The sequence below is a fragment of the Bradyrhizobium sp. USDA 4502 genome (assembly GCF_054063355.1).
The window spans coordinates 1,245,705-1,260,658 of the sequence record NZ_JBSSGF010000001.1 but is presented as its reverse complement, the minus strand read 5'-3'; the positions used below and the strand labels follow the sequence as shown (position 1 = coordinate 1,260,658).

Here is a 14,954-nt window from a genome sequence, read left to right as displayed (position 1 = left end):
ACAAAGTCCCTTCTCAGACTGATATCGGGGCGACGTCGATCCAGCGCCGCTCCTTCCAGCTCTTCAGCGCGCATTCGGCGAGCTGCACGCCCTTGGCGCCTTCGAGCAGGGTGTATTTGTAGGGCGCGTCCTCGCAGACATGGCGGATGAACATCTCCCACTGTTCCTTGAAGCCGTTGTCGTAGACGACGTTCTCAGGCAGCTTCTGCCAGTCGGCATAAAAATCGTGGATCCGCTTCTCGTCCGGATTCCACACCGGCCGCGGCGTCGCCTGGCGTGCCTGGATCACGCAGTCGGTCAGGCCCGCCACCGCCGAGCCATGGGTGCCGTCGACCTGGAAGGTGACGAGGTCGTCGCGGTAGACGCGCGTCACCCAGCTCATGTTGATGTGCGCAATGACGCCGCCCTTCAGGCGGAAGGTGGCGTAGGCGGAATCATCGGCGGTCGCCTGGTATTTCTTGCCCTTCTCGTCATAGCGCTCGGGGATGTCAGTCGTGCCGAGGCAGGTCACGCTCTCGACCTCGCCGAACAGATTGTCGAGCACGTAGCGCCAGTGGCAGACCATGTCGAGGATGATGCCGCCGCCATCCTCGGCACGGTAATTCCACGACGGCCGCTGCGCTTCCTGCCAACCGCCCTCGAACACCCAGTAGCCGAACTCGCCGCGCACCGAGAGCATGCGGCCGAAGAAGCCGGAGTCGCGCAGGAAGGCGAGCTTCTTCAGGCCCGGCAGGAACAGCTTGTCCTGCACGGTGCCGTGCTTGAGGCCCTTGGCATTGGCGAGCTTCACCACCGCAACGGCCTCCTCGAGATTGGTCGCGATCGGCTTCTCGCAATAGACATGCTTGCCGGCATTGATCGCCTTGGTCAGCAGCGAGGGCCGCGCCTGCGTGGTCGCGGCGTCGAAGAACACGGTGTCGCCCTTGTCCGCGAGCGCGCGATCGAGATCGGTGGTGTGGCGTTCGATGTTGTAGCGTTTTGCCAACGCGCCGACCTTCTCGGCGTCGCGGCCGACCAGGATCGGATCGGGCATGACGCGGTCGCCGTTCGCGAGCTGCACACCGCCCTGCTCGCGGATCGCGACGATCGAGCGGATCAGATGCTGGTTGAGCCCCATCCGGCCGGTGACGCCGTTCATGATCAGGCCGAGGCGTTTGGTCGTCATACTGCTTGCTCCTGCGAAACGCGTGGTGTTGGCCGCTTGAGCGGCTGCATGGTGGACCAGTCCGGATGGATCGAACTGGCAAAGCCCGGCGCGGCGGCGATCGATCCCGTCAGCAGATCGCCGTCATGGATCGCGAGGCGGACCTTGCCGCCCTCGCGCGTGTAGAGATCGGAATGCGCGGTGAAGAAGGCGTCGGCCTCGTCAGCCGGGGTGTCGGCAAAGCCATCGACATAATGATGCCCATTGCGCTCGGCATGGGCGACACCGATCAGCGCCCCGAGCGCGAGGTCCTGCTGCACGCCGAGCCCGGCCTGGCAGGTCAGGTCCTCGCCGCTGATGAAATACCCGCCGCTCTCAGCGTTCCACGCCGCCGCGCGGGTGGCGTTGATGATGGACTTGTAGATGCCCTTGCACGATTTCGAGGAGATGCCGCGATAGCCGAGCGCGCGCGCCTGCGGGAATGCATCATAGCAATCGTCGGCCTCGTCGATGATGAAGCCGTGCGCCGCCAGCTTCCCGAGCGGCGAGGCTCTTGTGATATCGCGCGGCATCGGCTGCTCGATATAGAGCAGGTTTGCCCTGATCGGCTGCAGCGCCGCGTCATGGTCGAGCCGGTCGACCAGCGCGTTCAGCGCGGCAAGGTCGGCATATTGCTCGTTGGCATCGAGCGTGATCCTGGTGGCGTAAGGCAGCTTTGCGAGCTCGCAGCCGATCCGTGCCAGCCGCGCCGCGTCATGTTCGGGATCGCCGTTCAGCTTGAGCTTGAAATAGCGCGCACCGGCGTTCTCGTTGCGGTCGGCGACGCCGCCCTCCCCTTCAACCTTGTCGTCCATTCCGACCGTGTGCCTGACGGCGACACGCTCGAGCCGCTTGCGCGTCGACAGGAACCGCGCGATCGCGGCATCGTCAATATCAGGCGTCAGCCGCGCATCGATGCCGGCGATATTGCCGGCCATGCCGTCGAAGAAATTCGCGCCGGCGGCGCGCAGCAATGCGTCCAGGATCGCCTTGTCAATCTCGGCCGGGCCGAAGCCGGCGGCAAGCGGCGGAATGTCTTCCGCAGTGCAGGCCGCGACCTGCGGACCGATACACACGACGTGCAAGCCGAACGCGGTGTCAAAGCCCCTGTTCGTCAGATAGAGCTCGCGCGCAACCGCAAGCGAGCGGCGAAGTCCGTCGAGCGACTGCGCTTCGGTGAGACGCGGCCGCTTGTCGAACCATTTCGGCGCCAGCATCTCGGCGCTGGCGCCGGTGGCGCGGCCCTTGCCTTCCACCTCGATCTCGACCCGCACGAACATCTGCGTCGATGCGGTGATCGTCACCGCGCCGAAGCGGAACGGCCGGGCGAACACCAGCGGCCGTTCGAAGAAGGCGATATCGTTGACTTTGAGGCGAAGCGGCATTGACGGCTCAGGTGTTAGTCCAGCGACCCCTGTGAGAAGAAATGCTTCCGGATCCGCTGCACCAGTTCGTTGAAGACAGGATCGGACATCGTCTCGAGCGAGCGCGGCCGTGGCATCGGCACGTCGTAGATCGCGGCGATCGCGCCGGGCCGCTCGGTCATCACGAGCACGCGGTCGGCGAGGAACACGGCTTCCGGGATCGAGTGCGTGATCAACAGGACCGTCTTGCCGGTCTCGCGCTGGATCCGCATCAATTCGACATTCATCCGCTCGCGCGTCATGGCGTCGAGCGCGCCGAACGGCTCGTCCATCAGCATGATCTTGGGGTCGTGCACCAGGGCGCGACAGATCGAGGCGCGCTGCTGCATGCCGCCGGAAAGCTGCCAGGGCAGCTTCTTCTCGAAACCTTCGAGGCCGACCAGCTTCAGCAGATCCTTGGCGCGCGCGAGATACTTGTCCCGCGGCAGCTGCTTCATGTCGATCGGCAACATCACGTTGGAGAGGATGTTGCGCCACGGCAGCAGCAGCGCGTTCTGGAACACGATGCCGACATTGCCGTGCGGCCTGGTCACCGGCTCGCCGTCGACCAGCACCTCGCCTGTCGTCGGCGGCAGCAGGCCCGAGATCATCTTGAGCAGCGTGGACTTGCCGCAGCCGGAGGGCCCGACCACGACGAAGAACTCGCCGTCATTGATGGTGAAATCGAGCGGCCGCAGCGACGGCACATCGCCGTCGCGCGAGCGGTAAGTCTTCGAGACGCCGGACAGTTTGATGCCCGGCGTGGCACCCGCCGCGCGGTCCGACACCAGGCGCAGATGCGCGGCGGGCTGGACATCGGCTGGTTTGGTTGCAGGATTCATTCTGCCGAATCCACTGGGATGTAGAATGCTGTCATTCCGGGATGGTCCGAAGGACCAGACCCGGAATCTCGAGATTCCGGGTTCGATGCTTTGCATCGCCCCGGAATGACGGTGTTTGTTGCGCTCACGAGTCACCCTTCGGCAGATAGTCGTTGGTGTAGAACGCCTTCGGATTTGCCTTGGCCTTGGCGTCGAGGCCGCCATACTCGACCATCAAATTGACCGACTCGGTCATGTTCTGGTCGGTGACCTGGAACGGCCGCTTGGTCCTGGTCTCCGGCGTACGATAGAGCGGGATCGTCAGCTCGAAGCCTTGCGTCAACGTGTCGATCTTGCCGCCCTTCGGGTTGGCGTCGAGGATCGACTGCGCAGCCGCCTTCGGGTCCTTCTCCGCGGCTTCCACCGCCTTTGTCGTCGCCGACATGAAGCGGCGGACCAGGTCGGCATTGGCCTTCACATAGTCGGAGTTCGCGATGATGCCCGACGACACCATGTTGATGCCGTAGTCGGCGAACTTGATCGGATAGACGTCCTTGCCGGTGGCGTCCTTGATCTTCATCGACTGGTCCATGACGTAGCCGAGCAGCAGGTCAGCCTGGCCGTTGATCACGGCGTTGAGCTTGGTCTGGCCGTCGCCGGCGACGGTGTTGAAATCGCTTTCCTTCAGGCCGGTCTTCTTCAGGAACAGCGGCCAGATCTGCGTCATCGAATCCGCCGGCGTGATCGCAACCGTCTTGCCCTTGATGTCTTCCGGCTTCCTGATGTTCTTGTCGGCAAGGCTCATCGCCGACATCGGGCTGGTCTGCAGCAGCACGCCGGTGGCGATCACGGGCGCGCCCTTCACCGCCGCGCGCATCATCGTCGGCACGTCGACATAGCCGAAATCGGCGGTCTTGGCGGCCACCGCCTGCGTGGTCGCGGCCGAGCCTCGGCCTTCCTGGATCTCGAGGTCGATGCCCTCAGTGGCATAGATGCCCTTGGCCTTGCCATAATAGTACGGCGCGTGCTCGCCATAGACGTACCAATTCAGCATCAGAACGACCTTGTCGGCCGCGGATGCAGGGGCCACCGCAAGCGCGGTCCAGGCCAGCGCGGCAATGACAGCAGTGATCAATCGCATCACGTTCTCTCCCTGTTTCTCGTCATTGCGAGGAGCGAGAGCGACGAAGCAATCCATTCCTCAGCTTGTGGCGCGATGGATTGCTTCGCTTCGCTCGCAATGACGGTTTCCCTTTTCGTTAGGTGGCTCTGCGATATCCCTAGGAAGCAATAATGATGTCGTCGCGCTGGCTGACGTGCCAGGGGATCACCAGCCGCTCGATGCGGTCGACGATCCAGAACAGGATGACGCCGAGCAGCGCGAGGATCACCAGCGCGGCGAACATCGTCGGCAGGTCGAAGGTACCGATCGAGCGCTGCATCACATAGCCGATGCCGGAGTTGGAGCCGACGAACTCGCCGACGACGGCGCCGACCACGGCGAGCGTCACCGAGACTTTCAGGCCGGAGAAAATCGCAGGCATCGCGTGCGGCAGGTTGACCGCGCGGAACACCTGGAAGCGGCTGCCCTGCATCGCGCGCGCCAGATCGACCATATCAGGGTCGACCGATTTGAAGCCCTGCACCGCCGAGACCACCACTGGGAAGAAGCCGAGCAGGAACGCGGAGATCACCTTGGGGATGATGCCGAAGCCGAACCACACCACGAACAGCGGCGCGATCGCGATCTTCGGCACGGATTGGGAGAACACCAGCAGCGGATAAACGTAGCTCTCGACCGTCTTCGAACCCGCGATCAGCATCGCTACGGGAATGCCGAACAGCGCCGAGAGCAGGAAGCCGCAAATCGTTGCATAGGTGGTCGGCCAGGACTGCCGCAACAGCTCCGGCCAGTCGCTCCAGAGCACCGCGACGACGTCGCCCGGCGAGGGAATTTGGTAGGCCGGAATATGGAACAAGCGGATCGCAAGGTCCCAGGCCGCCACGATGACTACCAAAAACAGGAACGGACGTACCCACGCCGCATTCAGCACCTTCGACAGGCCCGAAGGGCTCTTTGCCTCCGCCACGTCACGCTCCCTTTGCAGTCTCTCTGTTCGTTCAGAAATTAACCCGTTGGATAAATACTGTCCAGCCCCAAGCGCGCGGCAAAATCGCACCGAAATACGCTACTTTCGTCAGGCGAGATTTTTTGTCGGATGAGACTTCGTAGCTGTGTAGCCCGGATGAAGCGCAGCGAAATCCGGGACCGGACTATCCGGGACTGAGCTGTCCCGGATTGCGCTCCGCTCCATCCGGGCTACGGGCATCAGTAATGAGCGCGAACGTGCGCCTCACACCACGCGGTGCTCGGCCGCGCGCAGCACCGGCATCGCGCCGCCGAACGCCGCCGTGGATTTGCCGGTCAGCGCCGCCAGCACCAGCGCGATCATGTGCTCGAGGCGCTCGTCGCGGGCGTCCTTCTTCAAGAGGTCGCGGCCGAAGATCACGCTCAGCGTGGCGCTGTTGGATAGATAGAAGAACGCCAGCCCGGCGATCGAGATGTAGAGCTGCACCGGATCGACCGCGACGCGGAAATCGCCGCTCTCGACCCCGCGCGTCACCACGGTACGGATCATCTCGACAAAGGGCGAGTGCATCGACTTGACCTTGGTCGAACGCTTCAGGTGTTTTGCCTTGGCGAGGTTTTCGGTGTTCAGCAGTGCCAGGAACTCGGGATTGCGCAGAAAATAGTTCCAGGTGAAGTCGATCAGACGCCCGATCGCCTCGGGCGGATCGAGATGCTCGAGATCGAGGGTGCGCTCCTCGGCGCGGATCTTCTCATAGGCGCCTTCCAGCACCTCGAGATAGAGATCCTCCTTGTTGCCGACGTGGTAGTACAGCATGCGCTTGTTGGCGTCGGCGTTGGCCGCGATGCGGTCGACCCGCGCGCCGGCGAGGCCATGGGCGGCGAATTCCTGCTTGGCCGCCTCGAGAATCCGCAGCCGCATCCCCTGGGGGTCGCGCTGCCATCTCTGTATTCGCTTTGCCTTGGCCAAATCGATCGCCCGTGATGCTGAATTGATGAATGTAGCATGACGAACGACGTTTGAGAACGAATGTTGTCGTGACGGCCATGCGGGAGTATTTCTCGCAGACGCGGCATGCAGCGTCCTCCCTGCCATTCCCGGATGCACGCTGTCGTGACGACGCGCGCATGAAACGCGGTCTAGTCCGGCTTTCCTTGTGAAGGCTGCACCAGAAGCGTCGGCACACCGCATGTGCTGTTGCGCACCGTCATCACGCGCGTGCCGGGCTTGCGGCCAGTGCGGACCTCGGAGACGTCGACGCCAGCGGCGATCAGCCGCGCACGTGTGGCGTCGATATCGGTGACGCGCCAGCAGATGCCGCGCAGCCGGTCCGGCGCATCCGTCTCCGCCTTGTTGTTTTCCTTGCCCGGCCGGTGCGTGACCTCGACCACGAGGTCGCCGCAGCGGAAGAACATCAGCCGGCCCCACTCCGGATGCGACCGGTCGAGCGCCATGTCAAGCCCGAGCCGCGCGCCATAGAGCGCGGCGGCGCGTTCCGGGTCGGCGGTCGAAACCACCACATGATCCATCGCGGTGATCGAGGCCGGCGTGGTGCGGACCGACAACGGCCGCTCCTGCTCGCGCTCCAGGAAGAACATGCGTACGCCCCGTGTCGCATCGGTCGCAGCGCGGGTCCGCTTCCACGACAGCGTGGCGCCACTGGTGTCGTCGCGGCTCTCGACCTCCGCGACGGGTTCGGGCTTCAGCGTCAAGCGGTCGAGCCTGCGGTGTGTCTTCGCGATATCGCTGGTGCGGAAGCAGAGGCTCGCAAGCCCCTCGCCCTGGGTGGCAAGCGCGCTGCGGACGCGCTGGGCTGCATCGTCGTCGCCGTGCGGCGCCACCAATTCCAGCGTGGTGTTGTCGAGCGTGAACAGCGTGCGGTCCGCGCCGCCGCCGCGGTAGCGCCAGGACGGCGTCCGCGCGAACAGCGTCTCGTAGGCGGCGCTGGCAGCAGCGATGTCGCTGGTCAGGACGACGACGTGATCGAGACCGGTGATCATGGCCGCAACCTCCCCGAATCTGCCGTCATTGTGTTTCTCCCTTAACCCAACCCGGAACCACGGACTGCCGCCGGCCGTTATGCCGCATGCCAGAACGGCCCGGCGCAGCCATCATCTCTACCTGTAAACCAGGCAGGGTTGCGAATATTTTCAGCGATCTCGGCCGACCAGCAATGCTAGTCTGGAACCGCCGGCCGGGACCACACCAAGCCACGACGGAAAGCGAATGCAGGCTCTCTTCATCGGACAGACCTATATCGACGTCACCTTCATCACAGATCACATGCCCGTCGGCGACGAAAAGCACGTCGCCGACGCCTATGCGGTGTCGTTCGGCGGCAACGCCGTGACGGCAGCATTCTGCTGCGCCAAGCTCGGCGTCCCGCCGGACCTGATCGCCACCATGGCCAATGACTGGCTGGGACGGATGTTCTGGGACATGGCCGACCGGTACGGCATCTCGTTCCACCCCCGCAAGGTCAACTCCTCCTCGCTGTCCTTCATCATGCCGAACGACGGCAAGCGCGCCATCGTCCGCTGCCGCGACGACCAGCACATTCACCCCTTTCCGCTGCTGAACATCAAGGGCTGCCGTGCGCTGCACATCGACGGCCACCAGCCGGACGCCGCGATCCATTATGCGAAGCTGTGCCGCGAGGACGGCATCCTGACCTCGCTCGACGGCGGCGGCCTGCGCACCAACACCCACGAGTTGCTCGCATTCATCGACATTGCGATCGTCGCCGAACGCCTGTGCGAGCAGATGGACAAGACGCCGGAGCAGATGCTCGACTATCTCAAGAGCCGCGGCTGCAAGGTCGGCGGCGTCACCATGGGCGAGCGCGGCCTGCTCTGGTATGACGAGGCCGGCACAGTGCGCACGCTGCCGGCTTTCCCGATCCCGCGCGCGCGCGTGATCGACACCAACGGCGCCGGCGACGTCTTCCACGGCGCCTACATCTACTCTTACCTTTCGAACCCGAGCAAAGGCTGGCATGAGCACTTCAAGTTCGCGCGTGCAGCCTCGACCTTCAAGATCCAGAAGCTCGGCAACGAGGCCGGCTTGCCGACACTCGCCGATATCGCAGCGGTCAAGCAGGAATTTCGCGCCGAGGCCTGATATCGGTGAACGAGGCCAGTCATGAGGCACGTCTTCGTCGCCGGCAGCATCAATATGGACGTGGTGGCGACCGCCGAGCGCCATCCGCGGATCGGCGAAACCGTGGCCGGCGAGGCCGTGCTCTATTTTCCCGGAGGCAAGGGCGCCAACCAGGCGGTGGCTTCGGCCAAGCTCGGCGTAGCGACCACGCTGATCGGCCGGCTCGGCACCGATGCGTTTGGCAAGGAGCTGCGGGCGTTCCTTGCCGCGCAAGGCGTCGATCTCACCTCGGTCAAGACCATGCACGGCACGCATTCCGGCACGGCGATCATCACGCTCGCCAATGCCGACAACACGATCGTCGTCGTGCCGGGCGCCAACGGGCTCGTTGACGCTCATGATGTCAAGGTCCCCTCACTTATGAAGGGTGACGTCGCGGTCAGCCAGTTCGAGATCCCGCTGCCGGCGATCGCTGCCTTCTTCCGGCGCGCCCGCGCCGTCGGCGCCACCACGATCCTCAATCCGGCACCGGCAAAACAGGCCGACAAGGCTCTGCTCGATCTCGTCGACATCCTCGTTCTGAACGAGACCGAACTCGGCTACCTGACCGGCACGGAGCTGCGCGACAGCGACACGCCGGAGCGCTTCTCCGAGGCGGCCCGGGCGTTGGGGCAAGGCAGAATCGTTTGCGTCACGCTCGGAAAGCGCGGCGTGCTGGCGCTGGTCGACAACCAGCCGCTGCTCGTGCCGGGACGCGAGGTCAAGGCCGTCGACACCACAGGCGCCGGCGATTGCTTCGTCGGCGCTCTCGCCTCACAGCTTGCCATCGGCAAGCCGCTCGGCGACGCCCTGGCCTACGCCAACGCTGCGGCCTCGATTTGCGTGCAACGGATGGGAGCCGCGCCGTCGATGCCGACGGCGGATGAAGTGGCCGCCGTACTTTCCACGAGTCGTCCCGGCGAAGGCCGGGACCCATAACGACCGGCTACAGTTTGGGGCGACCGCGCAGTAACTGCGTTCGTCTCCGCCAATGACCGCCGCGGAGTATGGGTCCCGGCCTTCGCCGGGACGACGCATTTTTGGACCTACGTCAGCGCACTCTTCAGATCAAAGCTCGCATCCGCCGCCTGCTCCGGGGTGATCGAGCCGCCGGCGCCGAGCAGCCGGCGGCCGAACATGTGATCGCCGGCGCGGTTGACCGACTCGATGCCGAGCAGTTTGTCGCCGCGATAGCAGAACGCCGAGAACGCCCCCTGCGCGCGGTCGCCGCGCACCACGACGCGGTCGTAGCCGGTGGTGAGACCCGCCATCTGCAGCTTGTCGGGGCCCTGGTCGCTCCAGAACCACGGCAGGCCGTCGTAGACCTCGGTCTTGCCGGTCAGCCGCGACGCCACGCAGCGCGCATGGTCGGTCGCATTCTGCACCGACTCGAGCCGCAGCGAGCCGCCGAAGCGTTTGCTGGTGTAGAGCGCGCAATCGCCGATCGCGGAGACATTCGGATCGGCGGTCAACAGATGCTCGTCGACGATGATGCCGGATGCCACCGGCAGCCCGGCCTCCGCCGCAAGCTCGACATTCGGCAGCACGCCGACGCCGACCACGACGAGATCGGCCGGGATATGCGTGCCGTTGCTCAGGCTGACACCGGTAACCTTGCCGCCATCGGCCTCGATCGCCGTGACCTGCACCCCGAGGTGAATCCGTATGCCGGCGGCGCTGTGCCGGGATTGCGAGAACTCGGAAATCTCCGCGGTCACCGCCCGCGCCATCACGCGGGAGGCGAGCTCGACCACGTCGACCTCGAGGCCCTTGGCCCGCGCGGTGGCGGCGAATTCGAGCCCGATGAAGCCCGCACCGATCACCACGACGCGCATGCCGGGCGCGATCAAGTCGCGCAGCGCCTGGCTCTCATCCAGGATGCGCAGGTAGCGGACTGCGTCGAGCTTGGCGTTGGGGATATCGAGCAGCCGGTTCCGCGCACCGGTCGCGAACACCAGATGGCCATAGTCGAGCGATGTGCCGGAGGCGAGCGTCACCTTCCGCGCATTGCGGTCGATCGCATGGGCGCGATCGGTGATCAGCTCGATCTTGTTGTCCTGGTAGAACTTGTCGGGCCGGAACATCAGGGTCTCGGGCCCGCCGGTCCCCTTCAGATAGGCCTTCGACAGCGGCGGCCGCTGATACGGCAAATGGCCTTCGTCATTGATCAGGGCGATGCGCTCGGCAAAGCCGGCCTGGCGCAACGACGCCGCGAGCTGGAAGCCGGCGTGTCCGGCGCCGACGATGATGACCGAGCCTGTCATCGGAACAACCCAAATACGCGCGAGCAGGAGCGACCCATGCCGTTTCCTCTTGTCGATGTTAGCTTGCTTGCCCCGTCCCCACAGCGCTCGTGTCTGCGTACCGAAGGCGCGTGCCATTTGGCCTCATGGCTCGCACCGATGCAAGGGGGTCCCAGGCGATTCTGGGCGCACCCGCGGCCCCCGGGCGCCGGGCCGGATTGCCACGGCTCCCGCCAAGGCCTTAAATGTCCGGAACCAACTAGCCCAAGGTCTTCAATATGCCAGCACCCGCCCCCTCCGCCAACGATCCCGCCTTGCTCCGTATCGACGGCGCCATCGCGACCATCACGCTGAACCGGCCGGCCGCGTTCAACGCGATCGACATGACGATCGCCAAGAAGCTCGAGCAGCTCGGCGCCGAGGTCGAAGCCAACAAGAATGTCCGCGTGCTGGTCATCGAGGGCGAAGGCCGCGCCTTCTGCGCCGGCGGCGATCTGCAGACCATCGGCGCAGCGACCGAAGCCAACAATGTCGCCCCCGTGGTCGGCGAGATGCTTCACCATTACCATGCCTTCATCGAGACGGTCCGGCGGATGCCGAAGATCGTTCTATCCAGCGTGCATGGTTCGGCGGCCGGCGCCGGCATGGGCCTCGCGTTCGTGACCGACCTTTGTATCGCCGCGGACGATGCCCGCTTCACGCCCGCCTATGCCAAGATCGGCGTGTCGCCGGATGGCGGCAGCACGGTCGGCATCGTCGGCACGGTCGGGACCCGTCGCGCGCTGCAGATTTTCCTCGCCGAGGATGGCTTCACCGCGCAGCAAGCCTATGAATGGGGTCTCGTCGTCAAGACCGTCCCCGCGGCCGAGCTGAAGGCAGCGACGCGGCAGCTCGCCGAGCGCCTGGCGCAGAATCCGCCCGCCGCAATCGCGGGGACCAAATCACTGGTCTATCAGGCCGCCACCACGCCGACCAATCAGCAGCTCGACGCCGAGGAACACAAGATCATCACGGCGATGCATACCGACGATTTCCGCGTCGCCGTGAAGAAGTTCACCAGCAAGTCGAAGTAGGCGCGACGGACCGGCTAGTTCGGACAGATATAGCCGGTGCCGCCGGGTGCCTTGAAACAGCCGACCGATTCCGGGATCACCTGCTTGGGCAGCCACAGCACGACCTTCGGAAAATAGATCGTGAAGCAGATCGTGACCAGGAACACGACATAGATCGGCAACGCCGCCCGCAACGCTTTTGCAAAACTGATGCCGACGAATTTCGAGGCCATCAGCAGCACGAGCCCGTAGGGCGGCGTGATCAGGCCGAATGCCAGCGTTGCGATCAGCACCACGCCCATATGCACGCCGTTGATGTCGCCCGCCTGGGTCAGCGCGTTGACCAGCGGCATGAAGATGATGATGGTCGGCACCGGCTCGATGAAGTCGCCGACCACGGTGAACAGCAGCACCATCAAAAGCATGATGAGATGCGGGTCGTTGCCGGCGATCGAGGTGATCCAGTCGGCGATGTAGATCGCGCCGCGCAGATAGGCCAGCATCCAGCCGAACGCGTTCGCGGCACCGATCGTGATCAGCGGCAGCGAGAAGATCAGGCCTGCCAGACAGAAATCATACGGGATCTTCTTCAGGTGCCCGCGGTTCAGCGCCGGGATCACCACGACGATGATGTAGGCGACCGCGACCACCCCGGCCTCGGTCGGCGTGAACCAGCCGGTCAGGATGCCGCCCAGCAGAATCACCGGGATCATCATCGGTAGCGCCGCGTCACCGGCGGCGAACGCAACCTGGCGCAGCGGCGCGCGCGGCTTGCGCAGGCCCGAGGGACCGAAGAAGTAGCAATAAATCATCAGCCCGAAGCCGATCATCAGCCCGGGGACCACACCGGCCATGAACAGCCCGGCGATCGAGACATTGCCGACCGCGCCATAGACCACTGCCGTGATGCTCGGCGGCACCAGCGCTGCGATCGTCGACGCCGAGGCGATGATCGCGGCGATGAAGGCCGGCTCATACCCTTCCCGCCGCATCGGCCCGCCGAGCGCCCGGCTCATGACCGCGACATCGGCGGTGGTCGAGCCCGACATCTCCGAGAAGAACATGCTGAAGACGACGACGACCTGCGACAGCCCGCCCCTGATATGACCGACCAGAGAGACCGACAGATTGGCGATGCGGACCACGACATTTGCCGAGCTCATGAGCTCGCCGACCAGCAGGAAGAACGGGATCGCAAGCAGCGCCTCGGAATCGACGCCGTCGAAGATCTTCTGGATGATCGCCGCCAGCGAGACGTCTGATAGCACTGCGCCGACGAACACGCCGGCCATCAGTGAGAACGGCACCGGCACGCCGAGATAGCCGAAGAACAGGAAGCAGAACGACATCAGCGCAAGCACGACCGGTGCGCTCACGGCTGCACTCCCGTCGTCGCGCGGGTATCGATCGCAGGAATCGGAAGGTCGTCATCCGGCGGCTCCGGATGGTCGAAGCCGTTGCGGATCCCGTTGACGAGCTGCTCGATCGTGAACAGGCCGATCAGGATGCCGGACAGCGGAATCACCGCATAGAGCGATGCGATCGGCGTACCCGACGGCAGGCGGAAGCTGCCGAAGCCTCGCAGGTAATTTTGATAGCCGTACCAGACCAGGCAGAAGGCGACGCCCAGCACCACCAGACGGATGACGATCTCGACGAACAGCCGCGACCTGCCATGCAGCGCTTCGGAGATCGCGGTGAGATAGAGATGGTCGTTGCGCCGTGTCGCGACCGCGGCCCCGATGAAGATCGCGTAGATGAACAGCGTCGAGGTCACCTCCTGCAGCCACAGCCAAGGATGACCGATGGTGCGGGTGACGATATCGGCGGTCACCGACAGCGAGAAGCCGAAGCACAGCAAGCCGCACAGCATCATCAGGATCAGCTCGAGCCGGTCGAGCGCCCGCCATTTCAGATGCCGCTGCCGTTGCAGCACCAGTGTGTCGGCGATGGCCATGCTCGCGCTCCCCGTCGACCCGGGCTAGTTGATCGCGCGGATCAAATTCTTGATCTTCTCCGCATGCGGCCCGAGGTCCTTGGCGAGCTTGTCGAGATAGGGATCGGCGATCGCGGTAAAGCTCTTCTTGTCCACATCCTCGACCACCTTGACGCCGAACGATTTCAGTTTCGCAGCCGCGTTCTTCTCCAATTCGAACGCCTTCGCCGGCTCCTTGGCGCTGACCTCGGCGGCCGCCGTCGTCACCCAGGTCTTCTGCTCGGCTGAGAGGCTCTGCCACAGCTTGTCGCTGACGAACAGCAGCGCATTGTTGGCCTCGTGCTCGGTCATCGAGAGCACCGGCGCGACTTCGTAGTGCTTATTGACGAGGTAAACGTTCACGCTGTTTTCCGCCGCATCGACGACGCCGGTCTGCAATGACGTGTACACGCTGCCGAACGGCATATGGACGGTTTGCGCCGCGTAAGCCGGGAAGATCGTGTCTTCCGTGGCCGTCGCCTGAACGCGAATCTTTACACCCTTGAGGTCGCTGACGTTGTGGATTTCCTTCCTCGCATAGATGCTTCTCACACCTTGGCTGCCCGTCGCGATGACATGAAGGCCTTGCGACGTGTCGTCGATCATAGCCTTGATCGCATCGACCACCTTCTGATCGGCTAGCGCCTTGACCACGTGGTTGGCGTCGCGGAACAGGAAGTGCAGCGACATCACACCGGCCTGCGGCGAGATGGTTGCAGTGTTCGCCGACGAGATGATGGCGAATTCAATGTCTCCGGATTTCACAAGCTGCAGCAGCTGCGGCTCCTGGCCGAGCTGCGCACCGGGATACTGGTCGACGATCATGGTCCCCTTGCTCAATTCCTTGAGCTTGGCGGAGAACATGTCGTAGGCGACGCTATAACCGGTATTGAGCTGCTGATCGTGCGCGAAGCGGAAGTGCTTTACCTCCTGCGCGCCGGCGCCCGCGGACAGCAGCAGCGCTGCCGCGGCCATGGCAATCCCGACGATCCTGGCTGAATAGCCCATCGCAACGTTCCCCCTGTTCTTGATTGAGGGGATCATCCCAC

At 64.3% G+C, this 14,954-nt stretch carries 14 protein-coding genes; 3 read left to right on the top strand and 11 right to left on the bottom strand.

Annotated features, from left to right (window positions below; all coding sequences use genetic code 11):
- Positions 1-13: 13 nt before the first annotated feature.
- The 7 genes from ACVW1B_RS05615 to ACVW1B_RS05585 form a co-directional block, all read right to left on the bottom strand.
- A complete protein-coding gene (locus ACVW1B_RS05615; RefSeq protein ID WP_456821318.1) occupies positions 14-1,165 on the bottom strand; it encodes a Gfo/Idh/MocA family protein in 1,152 nt (383 codons plus the stop codon).
- Positions 1,162-2,568 (bottom strand): hypothetical protein, encoded by a 1,407-nt coding sequence (locus ACVW1B_RS05610; protein ID WP_456821317.1) that lies wholly within the window; start codon positions 2,566-2,568, stop codon positions 1,162-1,164. Before ACVW1B_RS05610 ends, ACVW1B_RS05615 begins: the two co-directional genes overlap by 4 nt.
- Positions 2,569-2,582: 14 nt before the next feature.
- The gene (locus ACVW1B_RS05605) at positions 2,583-3,428 is read right to left on the bottom strand and encodes an ABC transporter ATP-binding protein (RefSeq protein ID WP_456821316.1); all 846 of its coding nucleotides are present in this window, start codon (positions 3,426-3,428) and stop codon (positions 2,583-2,585) included.
- Between the two features lie 124 nt (positions 3,429-3,552).
- A complete protein-coding gene (locus tag ACVW1B_RS05600) occupies positions 3,553-4,551 on the bottom strand; it encodes an ABC transporter substrate-binding protein (RefSeq protein WP_456821315.1) in 999 nt (332 codons plus the stop codon).
- Between the two features lie 136 nt (positions 4,552-4,687).
- Positions 4,688-5,497, bottom strand: a complete 810-nt coding sequence (locus tag ACVW1B_RS05595; protein WP_456821314.1) for an ABC transporter permease — start codon at positions 5,495-5,497, stop codon at positions 4,688-4,690.
- 264 nt (positions 5,498-5,761) lie between these two features.
- Complete coding sequence (locus tag ACVW1B_RS05590; protein WP_375166778.1) at positions 5,762-6,418, bottom strand: TetR/AcrR family transcriptional regulator; 657 nt, start codon at positions 6,416-6,418, stop codon at positions 5,762-5,764.
- Positions 6,419-6,636: 218 nt separating this feature from the next.
- Positions 6,637-7,497, bottom strand: a complete 861-nt coding sequence (locus ACVW1B_RS05585; protein ID WP_456821313.1) for a VOC family protein — start codon at positions 7,495-7,497, stop codon at positions 6,637-6,639.
- Between the two features lie 226 nt (positions 7,498-7,723).
- On the opposite strand from ACVW1B_RS05585, the gene ACVW1B_RS05580 reads away from it, so the two are divergent.
- Together ACVW1B_RS05580 and rbsK are read left to right on the top strand one after the other, a co-directional pair.
- Entirely contained in the window at positions 7,724-8,617 is an 894-nt protein-coding gene (locus ACVW1B_RS05580; RefSeq protein WP_018270479.1) for a sugar kinase, read from the top strand.
- Between the two features lie 21 nt (positions 8,618-8,638).
- Positions 8,639-9,574 carry a ribokinase gene (rbsK, locus tag ACVW1B_RS05575; RefSeq protein WP_456821312.1) on the top strand — a complete coding sequence of 312 codons (936 nt, stop codon included), beginning with the start codon at positions 8,639-8,641 and terminating at the stop codon, positions 9,572-9,574.
- 107 nt (positions 9,575-9,681) lie between these two features.
- On the opposite strand, the gene ACVW1B_RS05570 is transcribed toward rbsK, so the two are convergent.
- On the bottom strand, positions 9,682-10,899 hold the full coding sequence (locus tag ACVW1B_RS05570; RefSeq protein ID WP_456821311.1) for an NAD(P)/FAD-dependent oxidoreductase: 1,218 nt from the start codon (positions 10,897-10,899) through the stop codon (positions 9,682-9,684).
- Between the two features lie 257 nt (positions 10,900-11,156).
- On the opposite strand from ACVW1B_RS05570, the gene ACVW1B_RS05565 reads away from it, so the two are divergent.
- Complete coding sequence (locus ACVW1B_RS05565; RefSeq protein WP_253609689.1) at positions 11,157-11,951, top strand: enoyl-CoA hydratase/isomerase family protein; 795 nt, start codon at positions 11,157-11,159, stop codon at positions 11,949-11,951.
- Between the two features lie 14 nt (positions 11,952-11,965).
- Here ACVW1B_RS05565 and ACVW1B_RS05560 read toward each other — a convergent pair whose 3' ends face one another.
- The 3 genes from ACVW1B_RS05560 to ACVW1B_RS05550 are packed head-to-tail and all read right to left on the bottom strand — an operon-like array spanning position 11,966 to position 14,913.
- A complete protein-coding gene (locus ACVW1B_RS05560; protein WP_028331861.1) occupies positions 11,966-13,306 on the bottom strand; it encodes a TRAP transporter large permease in 1,341 nt (446 codons plus the stop codon).
- Positions 13,303-13,887, bottom strand: coding sequence for a TRAP transporter small permease (locus ACVW1B_RS05555; RefSeq protein WP_209909889.1), 585 nt, complete (start codon positions 13,885-13,887; stop codon positions 13,303-13,305). The genes ACVW1B_RS05560 and ACVW1B_RS05555 overlap by 4 nt, the downstream gene beginning before the upstream one ends.
- A gap of 24 nt (positions 13,888-13,911) precedes the next feature.
- Positions 13,912-14,913 (bottom strand): TRAP transporter substrate-binding protein, encoded by a 1,002-nt coding sequence (locus ACVW1B_RS05550; RefSeq protein WP_456781260.1) that lies wholly within the window; start codon positions 14,911-14,913, stop codon positions 13,912-13,914.
- Between the last annotated feature and the right edge of the window lie 41 nt (positions 14,914-14,954).